This is a genomic window from Armatimonadota bacterium, from assembly GCA_023511795.1.
Lineage (GTDB): Bacteria > Armatimonadota > UBA5829 > DTJY01 > DTJY01 > JAIMAU01.
In genome coordinates this window covers 1-18,649 of the sequence record JAIMAU010000028.1, presented here as the reverse complement: position 1 = coordinate 18,649, position 18,649 = coordinate 1, and the positions used below count along the sequence as shown (strand labels likewise).

General features: G+C 44.4%; 15 protein-coding genes. 12 read left to right on the top strand and 3 right to left on the bottom strand.

Annotation, left to right across the window (positions count from 1 at the left end; genetic code table 11):
* Both K6T99_12725 and K6T99_12720 read right to left on the bottom strand, forming a co-directional pair.
* Positions 1-429: sugar phosphate isomerase/epimerase (locus K6T99_12725; protein ID MCL6520683.1), on the bottom strand; the 429-nt coding region annotated here is incomplete at its 3' end.
* Positions 430-438: 9 nt separating this feature from the next.
* The gene (locus K6T99_12720) at positions 439-1,143 is read right to left on the bottom strand and encodes a nucleotidyltransferase family protein (GenBank protein ID MCL6520682.1); all 705 of its coding nucleotides are present in this window, start codon (positions 1,141-1,143) and stop codon (positions 439-441) included.
* Positions 1,144-1,313: 170 nt separating this feature from the next.
* Here K6T99_12720 and K6T99_12715 point away from each other — a divergent pair, with 170 nt between their 5' ends.
* The 10 genes from K6T99_12715 to K6T99_12670 all read left to right on the top strand — a co-directional run bounded on the left by K6T99_12715 (position 1,314) and on the right by K6T99_12670 (position 14,152).
* On the top strand, positions 1,314-3,875 hold the full coding sequence (locus K6T99_12715) for a glycoside hydrolase family 116 protein (GenBank protein MCL6520681.1): 2,562 nt from the start codon (positions 1,314-1,316) through the stop codon (positions 3,873-3,875).
* A 138-nt stretch (positions 3,876-4,013) separates the two neighbouring features.
* Positions 4,014-4,796 (top strand): formylglycine-generating enzyme family protein, encoded by a 783-nt coding sequence (locus tag K6T99_12710; protein ID MCL6520680.1) that lies wholly within the window; start codon positions 4,014-4,016, stop codon positions 4,794-4,796.
* A gap of 48 nt (positions 4,797-4,844) precedes the next feature.
* Positions 4,845-6,122: a Gfo/Idh/MocA family oxidoreductase gene (locus K6T99_12705; protein ID MCL6520679.1), complete on the top strand. Its 1,278-nt coding sequence runs from the start codon at positions 4,845-4,847 to the stop codon at positions 6,120-6,122.
* A gap of 60 nt (positions 6,123-6,182) precedes the next feature.
* Positions 6,183-7,064, top strand: a complete 882-nt coding sequence (locus tag K6T99_12700) for a sugar phosphate isomerase/epimerase (protein MCL6520678.1) — start codon at positions 6,183-6,185, stop codon at positions 7,062-7,064.
* A 121-nt stretch (positions 7,065-7,185) separates the two neighbouring features.
* Positions 7,186-8,055 carry an FAD:protein FMN transferase gene (locus K6T99_12695; GenBank protein ID MCL6520677.1) on the top strand — a complete coding sequence of 290 codons (870 nt, stop codon included), beginning with the start codon at positions 7,186-7,188 and terminating at the stop codon, positions 8,053-8,055.
* On the top strand, positions 8,052-9,173 hold the full coding sequence (locus K6T99_12690; protein ID MCL6520676.1) for a mandelate racemase: 1,122 nt from the start codon (positions 8,052-8,054) through the stop codon (positions 9,171-9,173). Before K6T99_12695 ends, K6T99_12690 begins: the two co-directional genes overlap by 4 nt.
* Positions 9,136-10,467, top strand: a complete 1,332-nt coding sequence (locus K6T99_12685) for a hypothetical protein (protein ID MCL6520675.1) — start codon at positions 9,136-9,138, stop codon at positions 10,465-10,467. The genes K6T99_12690 and K6T99_12685 overlap by 38 nt, the downstream gene beginning before the upstream one ends.
* 139 nt (positions 10,468-10,606) lie before the next feature.
* Positions 10,607-12,070, top strand: a complete 1,464-nt coding sequence (locus K6T99_12680; protein MCL6520674.1) for a TldD/PmbA family protein — start codon at positions 10,607-10,609, stop codon at positions 12,068-12,070.
* 2 nt (positions 12,071-12,072) lie between these two features.
* The gene (locus K6T99_12675; protein MCL6520673.1) at positions 12,073-13,398 is read left to right on the top strand and encodes a TldD/PmbA family protein; all 1,326 of its coding nucleotides are present in this window, start codon (positions 12,073-12,075) and stop codon (positions 13,396-13,398) included.
* Between the two features lie 82 nt (positions 13,399-13,480).
* A complete protein-coding gene (locus K6T99_12670; GenBank protein ID MCL6520672.1) occupies positions 13,481-14,152 on the top strand; it encodes a DUF1080 domain-containing protein in 672 nt (223 codons plus the stop codon).
* 81 nt (positions 14,153-14,233) lie between these two features.
* On the opposite strand, the gene K6T99_12665 is transcribed toward K6T99_12670, so the two are convergent.
* Complete coding sequence (locus K6T99_12665; GenBank protein MCL6520671.1) at positions 14,234-14,455, bottom strand: DUF378 domain-containing protein; 222 nt, start codon at positions 14,453-14,455, stop codon at positions 14,234-14,236.
* A 175-nt stretch (positions 14,456-14,630) separates the two neighbouring features.
* Between K6T99_12665 and K6T99_12660 the strand changes: the two genes are divergently transcribed.
* Together K6T99_12660 and K6T99_12655 are read left to right on the top strand one after the other, a co-directional pair.
* A complete protein-coding gene (locus K6T99_12660) occupies positions 14,631-17,291 on the top strand; it encodes a heparinase II/III family protein (protein MCL6520670.1) in 2,661 nt (886 codons plus the stop codon).
* A 161-nt stretch (positions 17,292-17,452) separates the two neighbouring features.
* Entirely contained in the window at positions 17,453-18,499 is a 1,047-nt protein-coding gene (locus tag K6T99_12655; protein MCL6520669.1) for a DUF2961 domain-containing protein, read from the top strand.
* Positions 18,500-18,649: the final 150 nt, after the last annotated feature.

Below are 18,649 nucleotides of genomic sequence, written 5' to 3'. Positions count from 1 at the left end.
GTTGAACAGATTTTCAATCATCAGTTTCAAATTCAACTCTCGTGCAAGATGCGACAGTCTTGCAAATGCATTGATATTGGTTTCGCGAATCCATCGGTTATCGTGCAAGGGCACAGTTACAAATGGGTGAATGTTAACCTTCTTTGCCCCTATTTCTGCAAATATTCGCATGTCCCGTTCCATTTCGGTGATTGCCGCTTCTCGAAGTTCGGGAAAGGGTGATGCGATTGGAAGATAATAAGCTGTATGTCCTACAACACCGAGGCCAGTTCGTTCTAATGCTTTTTTTATTTTATTAACCGGCAGCCTTGCTGAATATGCCAAGTCTGGTTCGAGCGTTAAATCGATAAAATCAAACCCGTCTGAGGCAAAGCTTTCAATCTCCTCAATAACATCTTTCATTGGGTTGTTCATTGCGCCGATTAACATATTATTTCGCTATATCAACACGCCACGTGTATAAATCCATGGGTCTAGAATTATTTCCCTACTACGTTGTTCCTTAGGAATTTCAAGTTTTTGGAGCCTTCCCAAAAGCTCTTTACGAATATAATGCGGAACTGCATCTGCATCGGCAGGATATACCCATTCATAAAGTATAATGCATGAGAGCAATACTTGCCAATTTTCGCCCAGTTTTAAAAGTAGGAAATCCCAATCGAGATTTCCTGGTCGAGAACGTATAATTCTAAAAATATCAGGCCAATCGCAGCGCTGGCGGTTGACTGTAAATATTTTTGTCCAGATTAGACAATCAGCTGGCATGAATCGAACTGGTATGCCTAGGAAGGTTCCTTCAACTCCCCGTTTGTAAAATGATTCATCTACAGATAAAAGGTGGTTTGGAGATTCCCAAATAAGGTCTACCATTATTTGGTTTTTAATTGCATGAAAGATCCATTCGCGGTCGCCAGCCGCGGTTTCCCCATAGTCTAAAAAACCAACTTGAAGCAGGACGTTTGATGCTTGTTCAACCCACTTTTTTTCCAGATATAGGTCCAGGTCATGTGTGTACCGGCAATATCCTGTATAATGCCAGGCAGCGTATGCACCACCAACAACATAAGGTATTTTTGCAATATTGAGAGCTGTTAAAGCTTCTTTGAAAACCTCAGCATATTGTTCTGGAATTTCTGTTTTCATTTTATCCCCTCAAAACCGGCGCATAGTTTAATTACCCGGTTAACTTGCCACCAAAACATGAGCGTTTGTAAAGAATGCGGTAAACTGCGTGAAGGCTATTTAGTGAAGGAATTCGGGATAACGGAATTGAATATGACAGGCGATAGGATGATTTCACCTGAGGACGAACAATGATTAAAATTCTCCTCTTGTTTCTAGGCATTTGTCTTTTAAGTTCTAGTTCCCAGTCGTATGAAGTATCTAACGGCTACTTTTTCCTAAGCGGGCGTGATGGTTGTTTCGATGTGTTGCGGCTTGACCCAGCGGGAAATGGAAAGTATGGCGAAAATATAATCAAAGTTATGTCGTTTGGTGGCCCGACAGAAAATGGCAGCGGCATTCAGCTTGAACAGCTAAAAAGCGGTATTATCCTTCGAAACATTGCTGTAAAATCGCTATTTAAAATTAAACAAGAACAAAGTGGCCATCCGATAGCGTGTCCGTCCCAAGGCACATTAGGTGTAAAGTTCGAAGTTGGCTCAGGAAAAATTACAAGTGTTTCTGGAAGTTTCCCTACATGGCACGAAACCAACTGTGGTTGTACTCTTACTCTCTATCGTTTGCCAGATGGCGACTTTGCAAAAAAGGAGGTGGTGGCTCGTCGCGTAATTGTAAATGTCCAAGATAATAGCCGCCAAGGTTTGCAGTTTGACCCTCAACCAGCAGGTATTTACTATTTAGAGATGTCAGCGCCTATTGGTAAACAAATTGGTTGGTGGGCAACAGATAATAATGTTAATTCTTCAATGGTGGCTTATATTGACGGTAAGGAGCAGTCCAATATCGACTTTGTATTTGAATGCGAGGGTTTCACAGATCTGGCAGGCGATGTGGAAATTACCTTGAAGGATTCTAAGCTCAAAAGCGAGTTTAAGTTAAAAGAAAGTAGTGTTCCGTCTCCCAATATCCAAACTTGGGTCGTCATGCCTTGGAAGAAATCGGGCTATGATGTGGCAATTTTCCCATTTAAGAGATTTTATACCGATGCTGGACAGCATATAATCGTTCAAGAATTCAAACGCAGGCCATTTTCTGACCATTTACGCCCAAGCAAATGGGTTTATGCTATGGGGCGAAAGAATGCAGATATAAGGTTTGATCTCCAGCCTGGACAGCACTTGAGGTTTGAATTCGAAGAAGATTCTGCAAAGTTGAAGTTCAATGGTGCTACGTTAGAAATGGAAGTCCTGCCACATAAAGAGGAGCTGCCTAGTTATTATCCGGTTTTTTACTCGTCAGATAAGAACTTTGATAAAGTTTTAAATGAATTCTACTACAGTCATGCACTTAATTTTGGTGTAGGAACACCACCGGAATGGAAGGAATGGTGTTCCCGCATTCACTGTTGGACCGCCAATCCACAGCGCGATGAGCAAAAGAATCACTTTCTTAACCCTTCAATGCGAGAAGATGGATATATTTATACGTGGGGCAGTCAGGAAGGCTGGCCCTTCCCCTTTAAAGACGAAGATAATGATGGGAAGAACGACTACGATACTAGGCACTTCACGACAAACTCCTGCTTCATACTGGGCGCTTACCATTATTTCACCTGGACGCGAGACATAGAATTCCTAAAGGCGGTTATGCCAAAACTAAGGAAAGCAATGGATTTTCAGCTAAATCAACTTAAGGGGAAGGATGGCATAATCGTAATTGACGCAAAAGGCCATGAAGGAAAACATAATGGGATTGGCAGCAATTATTGGGATATTCTTCCATTTGGTTATAAGGATGCTTTTTGCAACACTTTCTATTATGAATCACTAAGGGCAATGGCAGATTTAGAAGATTTTTGTGCTAAAGCTGGCCTTGACCTTGCTGGAGAGAAAAAGTCAGCAAATTATTATCGCAACCTTAGGGTAAAGGTGCGCCGGGAGTATAATTTGACTTTTTGGGACCAAACAAAGGGCAGATATGTCGGGTGTGTGGATGTAGATGGCGTAAAACATGATTATGGGTTTACCTTTATCAATCTAGAGGCTGTGGCGTATGGTCTTGCCGATCAAGCGCAGGTTGAGCGAATCTATTGTTGGATGGAGACAGAACCAACTTCGTCAGGCAAGGCGGATACGTATTCAGCATGGATTTTTGCTCCGCGCGCTAATACAATTCATAATCCAAGGAGGGACGAGCCGCAGGAGCCTATACCAAGCTGGTGGTATTTTGGATGGGCTGGGACAGATTATGGTGATCAATGCCAGGATGGTGGCGCAATTTTGTATACGTCTTATTATGACTTAATGGCTCGTGTGAAATATCTTGGTGCGGACAACGCTTTCAAGCGATTTAAGGAAATTCTCGACCGCTATTGGATGCCTGATCGACTTTGCGGAGGGAGTCCACTTTATAGGGGTGAAAAAACGCAAGGTGGTCCTGGCGGGCAAGCAGGCTCGGTAGGCGTAGAAGGAGAATTCCCTGAGAGCGGACTTGTACCATGTGCGTTCCTTTATGGTTTTCTTGGTATAGAAGCTGATACAGAGGGGCTAAAAATCAGGCCAAATCTTCCATCTTCTCTAAAATATGCTGGCGTCAGAAATCTATGCTATGCCGGCACGATGTATGACATTAAGGTTACAAACGATTCTGTGGAAATAAGGCCGCTTAATGTGTTAAACCCAATGCCCATCAAAGCAAAGCTTGCCCCAGGCGAAACGTTTATTCTTACAAGTGGCAGAGTCATTTCCAGATAATCAAAGAAGTAAAGAATTTTCTATTTCTAATTCAAATAAACAAGGAAATCCCTATCGTCAGAGAATAAGAAGTTAATGGTGAGGTCAAGTATGCGTATTCTAGAAACTGCGAAAGCTACTTTAAAAACTTTATGCATAATGGTCATCATGATGTGCCTTATAAAGGCTGAGGGGGCGAATAAACAACCAGAAGAGCGTCCCATTTCTTATACAGAAAGGATTCCTGGAACGCTTGTAAAATTTGAAATGGTCGGTGTCCCAGGTGGTGAGATTCTAATGCCCGACCCGGCGAAGAAGGGTGCAACTAAGCGAATTAAGATAAAGCCTTTCTGGATTGGCAAGACAGAGGTCACGTGGGATGAGTATGATGTTTTTGTGTTTAAGCTCGATGTGCCAGAAGGGACGTCAGAAAACAAGGATGCCGTTTCTAGGCCAAGCAAACCTTACGGGACGGTTGATCGCGGATTTGGACATAAAGGCTATCCAGCAATAAATGTTTCCTATTTTGGCGCTGAACAATACTGCAAGTGGCTTTCGGCAAAAACTGGCCGAAAGTATCGCTTGCCAACCGAAGCAGAGTGGGAATATGCTTGCCGTGCTGGGATGCCTCCTCCTGAAAAAGATAAACTTGCAGAGTTTGCTTGGTTTTGGCAGGAAAAGACTCAGCCAGTTGGAAAAAAATCTCCAAATGCATGGGGAATCTATGACATGCTTGGAAATGTCGCGGAATGGTGTACGGATTTGTCGGGGAAACCGGTACTCTGTGGTGGTGCATTCGATGATATGGCGAAAACAATATCGCCCACAGCGCGGAAGTATCAAGACGAATCGTGGCAGGCAAATGACCCTCAAAGCCCAAAGAGCAAGTGGTGGCTTTCCGACGCACCATTTGCAGGTTTTAGGGTAATCAGGGTGAAGTAAGTATTGCAAATGAGATTTATCAATTTTCGCATGAAAGGGTGAATCAAAGTGCAAAAGAAGGATTCGATTTCACGAAGGGGCTTTCTAAAAGGGTCGGCTGCTTCAGCGGTGCTTTTGACTACCGGAGCAGCGAAAATTGCTCAGGGAGCCTGGGCTGCAGGGTCCGACGTAATGCGAATCGGTGTGATTGGATGTGGCGGACGTGGTACGGGCGCGGCTATTAACTGCATCGAAACTGGATTGCCTGTGAAAATTGTTGCGCTTGGGGATCTTTTTCAGGACCGCCTTGATAGCTGCTTCAAACGGTTAACAGAAGATGAGAAGCTTAAGAATAACGTGGATATCTCGCGCGAACGGTGCTTTACGGGCTTCGACAACTATCTTAAAGTCATCAATGCTGGCGTGGATATGGTGATACTTGCCTCTCCTCCAGGTTTCCGCCCATCACATCTTAAAGCCGCTGTTGAAGCTGGAAAACATGTGTTCATGGAAAAGCCGGTTGCTGTTGATGCTCCTGGGGTGAGAACAGTGTTGGAATGTGGCGAAATTGCTGCTCAGAAGGGACTTGGTATAGTTGCTGGAACGCAAAGAAGACATCAGCTTTCCTATATAGAGACAATAAAAAGGATTCACGAGGGCGCAATAGGCGATATAGTGTCTGGAACATGTTATTGGAATCAAGGTGGCCTTTGGAATCATGGGCGTAAGCCGGAATGGACGGACATGGAGTGGCAGTGTAGGAATTGGCTATACTTTACTTGGCTATCGGGTGATCATATTGTCGAGCAGCATGTTCACAATCTGGACGTAATTAATTGGGCACTCCAAGCCCATCCCGTAAAATGTGTTGGTATGGGAGGGCGCCAAGTTCGTACGGACCCGGCATATGGACATATCTACGATCATTTTTGCATTGACTACGAATATCCAAATGGCGTCCATGTGATGAGCATGTGTCGGCAAATTGATGGTTGCGCCAACAATGTTTCGGAACGTGTAATAGGAACGAAAGGGTGGTCGAACTGCGCCAATATGATTCGCGGAGAGATTGAATGGAAGTACGAAGGTGCGAATCCAAGTCCATATGTTCAAGAAAATAAGGACTTGATTGAAAGTATTCGTTCAGGAAAACCGTTGAACGAAGCAAAACAAATAGCCGAAAGCTGCCTTACCGCAATCATGGGTAGAATGTCAGCCTATACAGGGCAGGAGATAACTTGGGAGCAGGCACTCAATTCGAAGGAAGACCTAATGCCACCAAAGCTAGAGTTCGGTCCGCTTCCAGTTGCACCAGTTGCTATGCCTGGAAAGACTCCTTTTATTTAGTAAACAATTGACAAAAATCTCTATCATCGAAAGAATAAATGAGCGCACAGGAGGTTAGGTATGAAATTAAATAGGCGTGAACTGATGACAGCTGCAGCGCTAGGGGGCGCCAGCCTTGCGCTAAGTTTTCCAGAGGTTGAAGCGAAAGAAGCAAAACAGAAAGCAGTGCTTAAGCTTTCCAGCCAAGAGCGAATCATTCCAGGCAAGGACCTCCAAGAGCGGATTGCAAAGATGGAAAAATGGGGTTTTGAGGGCATCGAAATAGGCGGGCGCGGCCTTAGTGAAAGAGTGGCGGAGATAAAGAAAGCTTTAAAAAACTCAAAGATTAAGGTAAGCGCAATATGTGCAGGTTTCGATGGTGCATTGATTAGCGATCAGGAATCTGAACGTCAGAAAGCTATTACGACGATGAAAGAAATTCTAACAGCTGCAGGCGAACTAGGTTCAACTGGTTTAATCTTTGTCCCTGCTTTTAATGGTCAAACTAAGCTCGGGCATGTGGAAGGTCGCCAGATACTTGTTGATTTGCTACCCGAACTAGGTGAGTATGCTGTCAAGTGTGGCACACGCCTTTTGATGGAGCCACTTAATAGACGTGAGGCTTGGTTTTTGCGCTTGCTTGCCGACGCAGCCGCAATTTGCCGTGATGTAAACCACCCAGGTGTATGCATGATGGGAGATTTCTACCATATGAACATCGAAGAACCAAGTGATTTGGGCGCATTCATTTCGTCAGGTAAATATTTGCATCATGTTCACTTGGCTTCTGCAAAAAGAAAACTTCCTGGTCAAGACGAGCGCGACTTTCGCGATGGCTTCAAGGGGCTGAAGATGATTGGATTCCAAGATTACTGCAGCTTGGAGTGTGGCGTAGAAGGGGATCCTGAGGCCGAAATTCCCAAGTCAGTTAAGTTCTTGAAAAAGCAATGGGAGGAAGCGTGAAATAATAATTCGCAAACAATATTTGGTCTTATTCGTTCTAGCGAGTTTTTCTATATTGCTAGGTTCTTTATCTTTTGGCTCGTATCCGAAGCCAAGGCGCTTTGAATACTCGGAAATTGCAATGGGCGTGCGCACGCGTATTGTGCTGTATGCGCCAAATCAAAAGATTGCAGAAAAAGCGGCAGAGGCTGCTTTCAAGAGGATTGCTTATTTAGAAGATATCATGAGCGATTACAGGCCAACGAGCGAAATCATGCGTCTTTGCGCGAGTGCTGGTGGGCCTCCTGTGCGAGTAAGCAAGGAACTTTTGTTCATTCTTAAAAAATCTGTTGAGCTCAGTCAAAAATCAGCCGGCGCATTAGATGTTACAGTCGGTCCATTAGTGAAACTCTGGCGGAAGGCTCGAAAGTCGGGCGTGATACCTTCGCAAGAGGAAGTTAAAGAAGCCAAGAAATTGATTGGATGGCAAAAAATAATAATCAACGAAAGAACAGGAACGGTAAGGCTTGCTAATAGGGGAATGCAAATTGATCTTGGGGGAATCGCCAAGGGTTATGCTTGTGATGAGGCAATGCGAATTCTTAAGCAGTATAATATAAATAGCGCTTTGATTGAAATGGGCGGCGATGTTTTGGTAAGTAATCCTCCTCCAGGCAAGAAGGGGTGGGAGATCGAAATAGCAAATTTGGATCCTCAGCACAGCAGAATAGTGCTTTCTAACTGTGCAATTTCTTCGTCTGGCGATACCCAACAGTTTGTGGAAATCAGCGGGAAACGATACTCACATATAGTAGACCCACGAACAGGGTTGGGGTTGACAAATAGGATTGCGGTTACAGTAATCTCCCCTAGTGGAATCATTTCCGATGGTCTTGCGACTGCTGTGAGTGTATTGGGCAAAGAAAAAGGATGCGCACTTGCATCAATTTTCCCTGCGACATCAGTATACGTTCGCAAGGTTACGGATAAACTTGCAAGAGATAACAAATGAAAATTGAATCCATCGAAGTAATTCCGCTGAATCTACCATTCAAAACGGAGTTCAAAATTTCTCGTGGTTCTGTTGGCGGGCCGAAAGCTGGTGCACCACATGCATACGTTCGCATTGTAGCCGACGGAATTTTGGGATGGGGCGAGGCAAGGCCTAGCCCAAGGTGGAGCTATGAAACCCTCGAATCTGTTGTAACCTCCATTCGCAACTATCTCGCACCGGCGCTGATTGGAATGGATGCAGAAGATTTGGACGCAATCCATAACGTTATGGATCAAGTAATTGCGCCTGGAATTACCGTCGGACAGCCTATTGCTAAGTCGGGCATAGATATGGCATTGCACGACATTATATGTAAAAGAAAGGGTATACCTCTGTATAAGTATTTTAGCAAAAGTTCATCAAAATTAGTAAATCTTAGCTTCCTAACAACTGTTGATTCGCCGCATAAAGCTGAAGAGGTGACTGCTGAAGCTCTTAAAGCAGGATATCGTGGGTTTAAGGTAAAGATAGGCATGGATCCTTCGTTGGACCTAAATATACTACGAGCGGTAAAGGAAGTAGCTGGTAACTGCTTTTTATGGGCTGATGCAAACCAAGCATACTCGGTTGATATTGCAATTCGACGAAGCAAGGACATGGCAAAAATCGGCGTAGATGTGCTGGAGCAGCCTGTGCCGGCCAATGATTTTTTAGCACTGCAAGAACTAGTTGCTAAATCAGCCATTCCAATTGCTGTTGATGAGTCGGTTTTTTCAGTGGGAGATCTCGAACAACTTATTATAATGAAAGCCCTGAACTTTATAGTTATTAAAGTTTCAAAGATGGCGGGACTAACAGGTGCTAGAAGGTGTATCGAAAGAGCACTTGATGCAGGAATCGGCTTGCTTGGAAGTGGTTTAACGGAGACAAGACTAGGTCTTGCGGCAAGTGCACACTTGTACTCTGCATTTGGGTTTGAGTATCCAGTTGATCTAAACGGTCCTCAATTTCTCGCGGATGACCCAGTAAAAGGTGGAATTGTAATTAAACGGGCGTCGGTTATACTTTCTGAGGCAGCGGGAATAGGTGTCGACGTGGATGAAATCAAACTGGGTCAATATGCTATACAAATATAGCTTTAGTGTTGCAACCTTGCTGGTCATCAGCAGTGTTGCATTTATGATATATGGCTCTCTTTTGCCGTATATTTCTGAACCGTTTAGAGATATTAGTCGGGATATTGATTGGGAGTTCATAAATAGAGGATTAGATGGCATACATAGGGCAAGAGATACAGTTCAATGGTGGACAGGTACTTGGTGTGGCGAGGTCCCGTTTTGGCGCCCTCTAGCTTCTTACGTGTTCTTGCTTGAACGACTACTTTGGCCCCAAGAATTCATGCTTCCCAGACAGATTATTGCGGTATGTGCGCATCTGGTTTTTCTGTTTTTATCAGCCTCATTGTTATGGAGAATTACTTACAAGAAGTGGTTGGTTATCACAACAATATGGCTTTTTGCAGGAGCAAGGCCTTTTCCTATCTCATTGCTTTTTTCTGGATGTGAATCTGTACGGGAAGCGCTGTGCGACCCTAAGAATATACCAGATTTCTTTTCCGGCATATCCATAGTCCTAAGTCTCTTGCTACTTACATATGCAAGATGGGCTCTTGCGTTAATTTTCGCCATAATTGGTGTTTGTTTCAAAGAAACTGGATTTACTGCTTGGCCTTTGGCTGGAATAATGATTGCTTGGTTGAATCGAGAAAAGATACTAACACATAGCGGCATGCCGTTTGTTGTCGCATGCATAAGAAAAAATTGGTTACCTACTTTATTTTGGCTACTTGCTTTAGATTTACTGGGGCTTGTTCATTGGATGAGCGTTGGCTTTGGGTATTCTCTTGGTTCGAACGCAGCGTGGTGGTGGCGTACAATTACGTTTTTTGGAGGTCCTCTAATTTGCTACTTTCTTTCGCAAGAGAAAGCCCCGGTGGTCATAGTATGCCTTGCGTTTATTATCCTGCTTCTTTTGCGCCGAAGTTCATTGGTATACAAATTAATCGGCATGTTGGTTGCATTTGCCATAGGGATAGTTGCAGATGCTCATCAGCTTACAATACCATGGCAGGTTTCAATGACAAGGTTACTCTTGCCTGATGGGGCGTTGCCAGCGACAATAACTTGTGGATTTTGGCTTTTAGCAGCCTGGGAAGCTCGGCGGGATTGGCAGATAATAACCCTGGGACTTTTGCTTGCAATTATTTCATCGGCTCCAACTTTCTTTGTGGCACAAGCGCTTCCACACACTAGATATGTTGCATCTATGTTTCTTTCAATGGTTTCAGCCACTGCGCTATGTAGGCTAGTCTACCACTTAGCTCATCTTGGTGGTGTCCCCGATTTGGAAAACCAAAGAGATAATTTCTGAGCTTCAGATTTTTTGCAATTGAGTAACCAGAAAGCAGGAAATCTAGTGATTATTAGGCAATATACCTCAGGTATGTTTTGGCCTATTGGATTGCGGATATAACGTAAACCGAACCCGTGGGAATAGGAGGACGGCATAAGTGAAGGAATTAACCGACAGAGCATTGGACAAGGTTCGGCGGCTGGGTGCAAGCTATGGCGACATTCGCATAGTTCGACGCACTAATGAGTCACTTAGCACAAAGAACGGCAAAGTAGAAGCTCTGGAATCTTCGACTGATGAGGGATTTGGTATACGAGTGGTTGCTGATGGAGCATGGGGATTTGCGAGCAGCTTGGAAATTACGCCGGAGGAGATAGATAGGGCTGCCGAGCTAGCTGTCCGCATAGCGAAAGCATCGGCTAGCATCGAGCATGAGCCTGTCAAACTCGCGCCAGCAGAGCCGGCAGATGGCAGGTTTGAGTGGGAAATTAAGAAAGACCCATTTGAGATTCCAATTGAGGAAAAGATTAGCCTCTTATTAGATGCTGACAACATTATTCGGCAAACACCTGAGATAAAAGTTTCTGAGGCCTCTATGCAATTTTGGCGGACAGAACAAATTTTTGCGAGCACAGAAGGTTCGTACATTGAGCAAGTAAAAACAGAAAGCGGAGCAGGAATAGAGGCAACAGCTGTAAGCGAAGGCGAAGTTCAAAAGCGTTCTTACCCTGCATCATTCGGCGGCGATTTTGCAACGGCAGGTTACGAATTCGTCGAGGCATGGGATCTTGTTGGAAATGCCGAACGGGTGGCAAAGGAAGCAGCTCAGCTTCTTACTGCGCCGCAATGTCCCTCGGATACTCGTGCGCTAATTCTTGAAGGTTCGATGCTTGCCCTGCAAGTTCATGAGTCTTGCGGTCATCCCATTGAGCTTGATAGGGTATTTGGCACTGAGGCATCGTACGCAGGGACGAGCTTCCTAACACCAGAAAAACTGGGCAATTTCAAATATGGGTCGGACATTGTAAACATAGTAGCAGATGCAACTATACCCGGTGGCTTAGGGAGCTTCTTCTATGATGATGAGGGTGTGCCTGCTCAATGTGTGGACATAATTGACGAAGGCGTTTTCGTTGGGTATCTCACTTCGCGTGAGACAGCTGAGAAGCTTGGCCAGCGAAGTAGTGGCGCAATGAGGGCAGACGGATGGAATAGAATTCCGCTAATCAGAATGACAAATATTAATCTAATGCCTGGTGATTGGACCCTTGGTGAAATGATAGAAGATACTAAACGAGGACTTTACGCGGGAACCGTTGTATCTTGGAGCATTGATGATATGCGCCTTAATTTCCAGTTTGCTACGGAATTTGCCTACGACATTGAGGATGGTTCGCTGGGGAAATTGTTCAAGAACGCAACATACACAGGCATCACATATGAGTTTTGGGGAAACTGTGATGCTATTGCTGGAGAGGATGAATGGCATCTTTGGGGTATCCCCAATTGTGGTAAAGGACAACCTGGCCAGGCTGCGCACGTTGGACATGGTGTAGCACCTGCAAGATTCCAAAATGTCCGCATAGGCGTAGTGGAATCGCAAGAGGAATCGGAGGAGTAGAGATGCTGGGTAAGGAGAAGGTATTAGAGATACTTAATAAGGTCATTGAATATTCGAATGCCGATATGACCGAAGCTTCTATCACCATCGGAGAATCGTCGCTAACCCGATTTGCAAACTCCTTTATTCATCAAAATGTATTTGAGAGAAATGCTTGTTTGGCGGTCAGGGCTATAATTGGCAAGCGAATTGGTTATGCAACAACAAACAAACTTGACGATGAAGCGATATGTTCTGTAGTTAAAAAGGCTGTTGCTTTTGCTCAGCATTCTGCAGAAAATCCAGATTTTGTTTCTCTGCCACATCCGAAACCAATTGCCCCAATAGATACCTTTGATCAACCAACCGCTTTATTTGGTCCTGAAGACAGAGCATCTGTGGTCGCGCAACTAATATCGGAGGCAAGAAAACAGGGCGCATCGGCTGCTGGCTTGCTTTCCAATGGTTACCAAGAGTTTGCGGTTGTTAATACTCTGGGCGTTAATGCTTACAATGCAATGACAAGAGCACGCTTGAGCACCGTAATGACTTCAGACAGTGGCCATGGGTTTGCTGAGCAGGTTTCCCAACGAATCGGCAATCTAAATCCAATTAGCGCAGCAGTTGAGGCGGCTACTCGAGCTGTGCAAGGGCAGAACCCTGTAAAAATAGAGCCTGGCGAATATGACGTCGTTTTGCTTCCTTATGCAGTTGAAGAAATGGTTGTCCTTCTTGCTGATTTGGGGTTTAGTGCTCTTGCTGTCCAAGAGGGTCGGAGCTTTATGTGCGGGAAATTTGGTCAGCAGATAACCGGGAAGAACATTACCATTTGGGATGATGGGTTGGATACACGCGGGCTCCCACGGCCCTTTGATGCAGAAGGTGTGCCGAAACAGCGAGTAGACCTAATTGTTAAAGGTATTGCCAATGCGGTTGTGTACGATTCCTATACCGCATATAAAGAGGGCAAGGAATCTACAGGGCACAGCATTGGTGGGCCTGGTACCTATGGCCCATTTCCTACGAACTTGTTTTTGGAGCCAGGAGATGCCTCAATTGATGAGATGATAGCTAGCACAAAAAAGGGGATTTTCGTTACCAGATTCCATTACACAAACACAATTCACCCTATACTCACGTTGTTTACTGGCATGACACGCGATGGAACTTTCTTAATTGAGGATGGAAAAATCACAAAGCCAGTAAAGAACCTTCGATTCACCGACAGCATACTCGAGCGTTTCTCGAATGTGGAGATGATTTCAAAGGATACTATGCGCGGTGAGTGGGCAGTGGTTCCTGCAATCAAAGCGCGGGGCTTTCGCTTCACAGGCGTGACGGAATTTTGATTGCGTCATTAAAAGTTCAGGCGAAAAAAATTTTAATGTTAATTACAACGGAGGGGTTACTTTGTCTATATTCAAGGTAGCTTTGTTTACTGTTTTTCTATTTTTAGTTGGTGTTCCTTTTGCTTCTACTGAGCCTTTATTTACCGGGGGCGAAACTCGCCCAGCAGATGCTATTGTGCTATTTGACGGTTCCAGCCTTTCCGAATGGGTTAGCGCAAGCTCGGACGGCCCAGCAAAATGGAAAGTGGAGAACGGGTATATGGAAGTTGTTCCAGGCACAGGCAACATCTGCACTAAGCGAGAATTCGGTGACTGCCAACTCCATATCGAGTTTTGGCTGCCTCTAATGGCGGATGCAAAGGGCCAAGCGCGTGCAAATAGCGGAGTTTACCTCCAAGGCAAGTTTGAGATACAAGTATTAGATTCGTATGGTCTTAAGAGTCAGAATAACGACTGTGGAGCCATTTATGGTGTTGCAGCTCCATTGGTGAATGCGTGCAGGCCTCCTAAGCAGTGGCAGACTTTTGATATAGTTTTCCATGCGCCGAAATTTGATGCCGAAGGAAAGCAAACTAGCAAAGCGCGATTGACTGTTTTCCAAAATGGTGTGCTAATTCACGATAATGTAGAAGTTCCAGGAGCAACTGCTGCCGCACTGGGAAGCGAGAACGCCGCTATTGGCCCAATAATGTTGCAAGACCACGGGAATCGCATTCGTTATCGAAATATTTGGATTAGACAACTTTCGCCGTAAACAAAAGAATTCCACTTTAGTAGAAAGGTTTAATTTGTCTTTCTACTTATACAAACTTATGCACTGCGGGCTGGGGTGTTATCAATAACCCGGCCTAGACTGGGCCATAGCGCTTGGAATTAAGGTCAACAGATAGATTGTATAAAGCCCTGCGATTCCCACGAGAACATAAATCGCCTTCGCCGCCGCACTACGTTCTCCAAAAATTGCAGATACTAAATTGAAATTGAAGAGCGCTACAAGCAGCCAGTTCAGAGCGCCAATTATCACTAAAATCAACGCGATTATTGCAATGGTAGCCATCTCATTTTTCCTCCCAGCTCGTTTCAAATTTGTATTTAATGCTTCCCTAAACATAGCAATGTTTAAACCTAATTTTGAATGCAGGTGATTTATCCATAAAAGTAGGAAACTTATTGTCTAGCAATGAACGATTGGTGTACAATGCATGCGCAAGAATTCCAAAGGAGAATAGAAGATGAGGCTCTTTATTTTTCTTATTTTTATTTTGCTTTTCTTATTGGATAAATCCAACATGCTAGCAAAACCTGTCGGACTATGTAATCTAGCGGACCTTTCATCCTGGCAAGGTCTGATTGAAGACCCTGCTTTATCTTATAATGGTTCACCTTCACCGAAGTGGGAGCAGTCGAAGTCGGCGGTTGTTAAAACTGAAGATATACCGCATGATTGGAGCAATTTCAGTTGCTTAGAGTTTGCTTTACATTCCCAAAAAGCAACCGGTTCTACCTTTATGGTTGTTTTGGGTTCGGAAAACTCAGAAAGTGAAGGTAGCGATTACTTTAATATACCTATTAAGGTTGATTGGGAGGGATGGAAGCATTTCATTATACATTTTAATGAGCTGAGTCGTTCTCGTCTCCCTGTGGGTTTCCATAAGATAGACTATCTAATGTTCACAGCAGAAGGATGGAATATGCAGCCGCATCCAGAGGCAGTACTCAACATTGCAGATTTGCGGCTAACTGACCGCAATGGCCCATGGACAACGGATGCTGAGCTATTCGAAAGCATTGACTTAGAACGAACAGGGCTTGAAAGGGTAAAAGAAGCTATTAATCTCGGCAACTTAGAATTGGCAAAACACGAGCTGGCTGAGTATATGCGCAACCGCAAGAAACCTGTTTGGAAAATAGACCCGCATTCTCGCCCGATTCATAAATCAAAACCTAAGAACGTTAATACAACTGAGGCTGATTTAAATCTTCAGCATAATGTGATAAGCGTTGGCGTCCGACATCGGTTTAATGGCGATATAAATTGGAACCTAAACCCAATTGACTATCGCGAATGGCCGTGGCAGCTAAATCGTCACCATGGATGGGTGGAGCTCAGTCGTGCTTATTGGGATACCGGCGAAGAGAAATATGCTGAAGAGTTCGTTCGCCAATTACTTCACTGGGCGCGGAGTTGTCCATCGCCAAAATACACTTCTGGAAACCAGACATACACTTGGCGCACTATCGAAAGCGGCATTCGCGCAGGGCAAACATGGATGGAGATATACCATAGATTCTTAACGTCTCCTTCATTTTCTGATGAAGCTCTAATTACTATGCTTAAGTTGTTCAAAGAACATGCTCAACAGCTTATGAAATATCCAACCGGCGGGAATTGGCTTACAATGGAAGCTAATGGTCTAATGCATATTGGCGTTATCTTCCCTGAATTTAAGGATTCAGCTGAATGGCGAAAGACTGCTATCGAAAGACTTTACCGCGAACTTGATAGGCAAGTTTATCCGGATGGCGCACAAATTGAGCTCTCTAGCGGATATCACCAAGTGAGTTTAATCAACTTCCGGATGGCATGGGAAGTTGCAAAAATGAATGACATTGCAATGCCGAGTGACTATATAAAGAAGTTGCAAAAAATGTACGATTACAATCTGTTAGCTTCAATGCCAGACGGTTGCCTGCCAGGATTAAATGACGGAAATCGGACAAATATAAGGGGATATCTCAAAGAAGCATTGCAGTATTTCCCAGAGCGCAAGGATTACGAATGGGTAGCGACTGAGGGCAAGCAAGGAACAAAGCCTTCTGTTGGGTCAATAGCGCTTCCTTTTTCTGGGCAGCTAATCATGCGCTCAGGTTGGGAAAAGGAAGACATGTACTTAATGATGGATGCTGGACCATTTGGCTATGGACACCAACATGAAGATAAGTTGAGCATAGTTATCTACGCTCATGGAAAGTATCATCTAGTTGACCCTGGCAACTATCCTTATGATAGCTCAAAGTGGCGCAGGTATATTATTGCAACTCCGTCGCATAACACGGTCATGGTAGACGGAGAAGGGCAACATCGAGCTGGGCGGCCAAGAGAACAGTATGTAGTTTCCAAGCCTCTCCCGAACAAATGGATATCAAGTGACGGTTTCGATTATGCTTCGGGTACCTATGATGAGGGCTATGGACAAAACAATAAGATCAAGGTTGTTCACACTCGCAACATATTTTTTGTTAAGCCCGAGTATTGGATAATAACTGATTTTCTAAATCCAGACGATAAGGAACCACATCGTTATGAGAGCATTTTTCACCTAGACGCGGAAAGAGCTAGCCTAGATGAATTTACAAAGATGGTAATCACAGAAAATAGAGAAAGCGCAAATCTTGCAATAATTCCTCTTTTTGATGATAAACTTCGTGTCAAAATCGTCTCCGGACAAGAAGATCCAGTCCAAGGTTGGGTTCCTGCAGGAGGTTACAAGGTTCGGCCAGTGCCAACCCCAATTTTTTCTGTAGAAAAGGAAGGCAAGGTCAGATTTCTATATATATTCTTTCCTGTAAAAGCTGGAGAAAAATGCCCAATAAACAGTATAAAGCCCCTCGATATTTATATTGGGCAAGAAAACACAACAGTTGGCGTTGAAATACGATTCGCAAATGGTAGAATAGACTATTTCATTCAAACAGACAGGGCGGGGAAAAAGATAAAATTTCTCGATTTCGAAACAGATGCCGAGGCGGCTTTAGTAAGCTTAAAGGATGGCTTGGTGATTAAAGCTTATTTGGCTGGAGGAACAAGACTCTTGCGGGCGGGCAAGCCTGTTGATGCTGAGGTAAAAGCAATCAAAGATCTCTCGGAAACAGATGTACGCCATGTTTTCTGAAAGCATAGTAGACGTATGCTGAAATCATTTGAGCAGGTTTGGGACAATGGGTTTTAAACAAAATGGTAAGATTTAGGTGCCATCTCGTGTGTTGGTGGTGTCTGTTACCCCAGAATGGCAACATCTTTATTTTTTAATGGTCGGAAGGAGGAATTGAAATCATGACAGTGTTGCCTTATGGGTTATTTGATATAGCCCGGCTTGCAGATGGCAAGACGCGTAGTATCTCTGCTGAAAATCCTGAAGGCAAAAAAGGAGCAGGCGCATTAGAGGTTCCTGACGAAGCAAATGCCGCTGCTTGGCTCGGAAAAGGCTGGAAAGTTCGTCCCTGCATAACACTCCCAAAAGAATCGAATACGGTGCTTGCCAATATCGAAGGTCCGGGTGTTATTCGGCACATTTGGATTACTGTTGACCCAAAAGCATACCGAGACTGCATACTTCGGATGTTCTGGGATGACGAAGAAATGCCATCGGTTGAGGTTCCCCTGGGGGATTTCTTTGCCAATGGCCATGCGCTTCGAGTGAACATTAGCTCTATCCCAATTGCTGTGAACCCGAATGGAGGTTTCAACTCATATTGGCCAATGCCTTTTCGAAAGAAGGCTAGAATTGAAATAGAGAATCAGCGATGGGAGGAGATAGCAGGCTTTTTCTACCAGATTACCTATGAATTAGATGATATTCCTGAGGATGTTGGATATTTTCATGCCCAATGGCGGCGGTCAATTACTCCAAAGGAAAAGCCCGAGCATACTATTTTGGAAAACGTAATTGGTAAAGGACACTACGTTGGCACATATCTCGCCTGGACACAATTATCAAATGGCTGGTGGGGAGAAGGCGAAGTAAAGTTCTATATAGACGGTGACAAGGACGAACCAACAATTTGTGGTACGGGCACCGAGGATTACTTTGGCGGCGCATGGTGTTTTGGGGATACTTACTCGACGCCTTTTCTTGGGTATCCTCTGTGGAGGAAAGAACCTGGTGAAGTGCCTAAACATGGACTTTATCGATGGCATATACTTGACCCTATCCGCTTTGAAACAGATTTGCGTGTTACAATTCAGGCGTTAGGATGGTGGCCAAACTGGAAATATCAGCCACTTCAAGATGATATTGCGTCGACTGCCTATTGGTATCAAACGGAACCGCATGCAAGGTTTCCAAACATGCTGCCAATCCAAATGAGATGGCCAAGGTAAAACTTGCCCTTGACTTTCGTGCACGGTTTCTTTTATCATTAAAGTTAACCTATTACCAAACCCTAATTTTGATAAGTACGCGGCCCGAAGGCGTTCCTAAAGGGAATCGTGGATCTAGGAGGGCCGAATACCCGCCATAAACATGGCGGA

Bases quoted from the DNA above. Each gene is read 5' to 3' on its own strand.
- K6T99_12710 (MCL6520680.1), top strand. From the start codon at position 4,014: ATGGTCATCATGATGTGCCTTATAAAGGCTGAGGGGGCGAATAAACAA.
- K6T99_12685 (MCL6520675.1), top strand. From the start codon at position 9,136: ATGAAATCAAACTGGGTCAATATGCTATACAAATATAGCTTTAGTGTT.
- K6T99_12690 (MCL6520676.1), top strand. From the start codon at position 8,052: ATGAAAATTGAATCCATCGAAGTAATTCCGCTGAATCTACCATTCAAA.
- K6T99_12655 (MCL6520669.1), top strand. From the start codon at position 17,453: ATGACAGTGTTGCCTTATGGGTTATTTGATATAGCCCGGCTTGCAGAT.
- K6T99_12715 (MCL6520681.1), top strand. From the start codon at position 1,314: ATGATTAAAATTCTCCTCTTGTTTCTAGGCATTTGTCTTTTAAGTTCT.
- K6T99_12660 (MCL6520670.1), top strand. From the start codon at position 14,631: ATGAGGCTCTTTATTTTTCTTATTTTTATTTTGCTTTTCTTATTGGAT.
- K6T99_12665 (MCL6520671.1), bottom strand. From the start codon at position 14,455: ATGGCTACCATTGCAATAATCGCGTTGATTTTAGTGATAATTGGCGCT.
- K6T99_12695 (MCL6520677.1), top strand. From the start codon at position 7,186: ATGGGCGTGCGCACGCGTATTGTGCTGTATGCGCCAAATCAAAAGATT.
- K6T99_12700 (MCL6520678.1), top strand. From the start codon at position 6,183: ATGAAATTAAATAGGCGTGAACTGATGACAGCTGCAGCGCTAGGGGGC.
- K6T99_12675 (MCL6520673.1), top strand. From the start codon at position 12,073: ATGCTGGGTAAGGAGAAGGTATTAGAGATACTTAATAAGGTCATTGAA.
- K6T99_12720 (MCL6520682.1), bottom strand. From the start codon at position 1,143: ATGAAAACAGAAATTCCAGAACAATATGCTGAGGTTTTCAAAGAAGCT.